This is a genomic window from Frankia sp. CoBUL1 (assembly GCF_978021245.1).
On sequence record NZ_CDXDOS010000015.1, the window covers coordinates 1 to 3,376 of the forward strand.

General features: G+C 68.9%; 3 protein-coding genes. All 3 read right to left on the reverse strand.

Annotated elements, in window-relative coordinates:
* Window positions 1-843: N-acetyl-1-D-myo-inositol-2-amino-2-deoxy-alpha-D-glucopyranoside deacetylase (gene mshB, locus AC08OX_RS03005; protein ID WP_476606390.1), on the reverse strand; the 843-nt coding region annotated here is incomplete at its 3' end.
* A gap of 100 nt (window positions 844-943) precedes the next feature.
* Window positions 944-2,806 carry a translational GTPase TypA gene (typA, locus tag AC08OX_RS03010; RefSeq protein WP_476606391.1) on the reverse strand — a complete coding sequence of 621 codons (1,863 nt, stop codon included), beginning with the start codon at window positions 2,804-2,806 and terminating at the stop codon, window positions 944-946.
* Between the two features lie 272 nt (window positions 2,807-3,078).
* Window positions 3,079-3,376 (reverse strand): NUDIX domain-containing protein (locus tag AC08OX_RS03015; RefSeq protein WP_476606392.1); only part of this gene is annotated, 298 nt, incomplete at its 5' end.

A 3,376-nucleotide genomic window follows, 5' to 3' on the forward strand; every position in this document is an offset into this window, starting at 1 on the left:
CTCCGGACCGTCCCCCGGCCCCCGGGCGCCCTCGGCCAGCACGAAGTGCTCGACACTCCAGGCTCGCTGGCCGATGCCGTCGGCGAGCGCGAAAAAGAACCCGTCAACGCTCATCTGCGTCCGGTGCGACCGCATGGCTGCGATCTTCGCCTCGAAGAAGTGGGGAGCGGAGAGCTCGGTCGTGATGTCCGCATCGTCGACAAGCGTCACCCCCAGCTCGTCCACGGACTTCAGACCCGCGAACGGGTTGCTCTCAGCGGCGGAATCGCGGAAGTACTCGAAGCCCGCGACGGCGCTCGATCGCGCCAGCGCCGTCTCGTAGCGCTTGGCGACCTGCCAGACCGGACCGGCCTGCGGGGCGAAGGACGGGTCGGCGGCGTCGGTGAAGGCCCGCCGGGTGAGTTCGTGGGCCCGAATGTGATCGGGGTGCCCGTAACCACCACGGGCGTCGTAGCTGACGAGCACCTGCGGCCGGACCTCGCGCACGATCCGCACCAGCTCCGCCGCGGCCTCGTCCAGGTCCGCCCGCCACAGGCAGCGGGGATGGTCGTTGGCGGGGGTGCCGATCATCCCGCTGTCCCGCCAACGCCCGGGACCGCCAAGAAAGCGCTGGTCGGTGATGCCGAGCGCGGCACAGGCACCGGCCAGCTCGCCGATCCGGTAGCCACCGAGCTGGTCGCCCCGATCCGCCCGCAGATGGATCAGCTCGGGCACCAGTACCTCCCCCTCCTCCCCCAACGTGCACGTCACGAGGGTGACGTGGGTGTCGGGGGAGGCGGCGTACGAGGCAAGCGCGATCCCCGTCGAGATCACCTCGTCATCGGGGTGGGCGTGCACGAACATCGCCCGCCGGGTGGGAAGTGGCGCAGTAGAGGGTGATGATGGGGTAGCTGTCGTCACATTGACGACCCTACGGGTAGCTTTGCCGCAATCTGGGGACCGCTCAGACTCGGCGGCGGGAGCGGATCTTCTCGCGCTCGGCTGCGGTCAGCGCCACCTTGCGCAGACGCACGAAGCCCGGGGTGACCTCCACGCACTCGTCCTCGCGGCAGAACTCCAGCGCCTGCTCAAGGGTGAGTATCCGGTGCGGGGTGAGCCGGACCAGCTCGTCGCCGGTGGATGAACGCATGTTGGTGAGCTTCTTTTCCTTGGTCGGGTTGACGTCCATGTCGTCCGCCCGGGAGTTCTCACCCACGATCATGCCCTCGTAGACCTCGGTCGTCGGCCCGACGAACATCGTGCCGCGTTCCTGGAGGTTGAACAGGGCGTACGCGGTCGCCACCCCGCTGCGGTCGGCGACCATGGAGCCTGTCGCCCGGGTGCGCAGCTCCCCGAACCAGGGCTCGTACCGGTCGAAGACGTGGTGCAGCAGCCCGGTACCCCGAGTCTCGGTGAGGAACTCGGTCCGGAACCCGATCAGCCCGCGGGCCGGGACCAGGTACTCCAGCCGGATCCAGCCGGTGCCGTGGTTGACCATCTGCTCGACCCGGCCCTTGCGCAGCGCGAGCAGCTGGGTCAGCGTGCCGAGGAACTCCTCGGGCGCGTCGATGGTGAGGCGCTCCACCGGCTCGTGGACCTTACCGTCGACAGTGCGGGTGACGACCTGCGGCTTGCCGACGGTCAGCTCGAAGTCCTCGCGCCGCATCAGCTCGACAAGCACGGCGAGCTGCAGCTCCCCGCGGCCCTGCACCTCCCAGGTGTCCGGCCGCTCGGTGGGCAGGACCCGGATCGACACGTTGCCGACGAGCTCGGCGTCCAGCCGGTTCTTGACCAGCCGCGCCGTCAGCTTCTTGCCGGAACGGCCGGCGAGCGGGGAGGTGTTGATGCCGATCGTCATGCTGATGGACGGTTCGTCGACGGTGATAACCGGCAGCGTCCGGGGATCATCGGCGTCGGCGAGGGTCTCCCCGATCGTGATGTCGGGGATGCCGGCGATGGCGATGATGTCGCCCGGCCCGGCCGACTCCGCCGGTACCCGCTCAAGCGCCTGCGTCATCAGCATCTCGCTGATCTTGACGCGCTGCTGGCTGCCGTCGGCCCGGCACAGCGTCGCCGGCTGACCACGCTTGATCGTGCCGTTGTGCACCCGGCACAGCGCGAGCCGGCCGAGGTACGGGGACGCGTCGAGGTTGGTGACCAGGGCTTGCAGCGGCGAGTCAGGATCAAACGACGGCGCCGGCACGGTCTCCAGCAGAAGGTCGAACAGCGGCTTGAGATCGGGTGAGTCCGGGCTCACCCCGTCGGCCGGGCGGGTGGTGGAGGCACGACCCGCCTTCGCGTTGCAGTAGACGATCGGGAAGTCGATCTGGTCCTCGTCGGCGTCGAGGTCGAGGAAGAGCTCGTAGGTCTCGTCAACCACCTCGGCGATCCGGGCGTCCGACCGATCCACCTTGTTGATGACGAGCACCACCGGCAGCCGCGCCGCGAGCGCCTTGCGCAGGACGAAGCGCGTCTGGGGCAGCGGGCCCTCGCTCGCGTCCACGAGCAGCAGGACGCCGTCGACCATCGACAGGCCGCGCTCGACCTCACCGCCGAAGTCGGCGTGACCGGGCGTGTCAACGATGTTGATCGTGATGTCGCCGTAACGGACCGCGGTGTTCTTCGCGAGAATCGTGATGCCCTTCTCGCGCTCCAGGTCCATCGAGTCCATCACGCGGTCGGTGAGCTCGGCATGCTCGCCGAACGCGCCGGACTGGCGCAGCATGGCGTCGACGAGGGTGGTCTTGCCGTGGTCGACGTGGGCGATGATTGCCACGTTTCGAAGATCGGCACGAAGAGACACGGTGATGCGCTCCGGGGCGGACATGGGGTTCGCGACCCCGCAACAACGACGACGTCACCGCATGAAACGACGGTAACGCATGAACCGGTGACGCGAACGTTCTGGCGAGTGTCCGCCATGGTGTCGGCGCCGCGGCACGACGATCTGCCCGTCACGCGTACACCGGCAACGGTCGCACCGCCACTCATGGTACGGGTGCACCCATGGCACGGACGCCTCGGCCACAACGAGCTTCACCGGTCCGGGGCTTCACCGATCCGCGACCTCCCGTCGCCGGCCTTCAGAAGAGTCGACCTTCAGAAGAGCGATCCGGGAGTCGACAGCATGCGGCGCAACTCCGCCACCAGGGGACCGTCGGCCGGCATCCACCGGACATCGTCCAGTTCGGCCACGCCGAGCCAGAGCAGCTCGTCATGTTCGACGAGCCGGGGCTGCCGGCGCGTCACCCGGCCGAGCCACACCCGCAGCACCCATCCGGGGCTGGACAGCCCGACCTCACCGAGCGGCGGACCGACCTCGATCTCGACGTCGAGCTCCTCCCGGCACTCCCGGACGAGCGCGTCGAGCTCGTGCTCGCCGGGCTCGACCTTGCCG

Bases quoted from the DNA above. Each gene is read 5' to 3' on its own strand.
- typA (WP_476606391.1), bottom strand. From the start codon at position 2,806: ATGTCCGCCCCGGAGCGCATCACCGTGTCTCTTCGTGCCGATCTTCGA.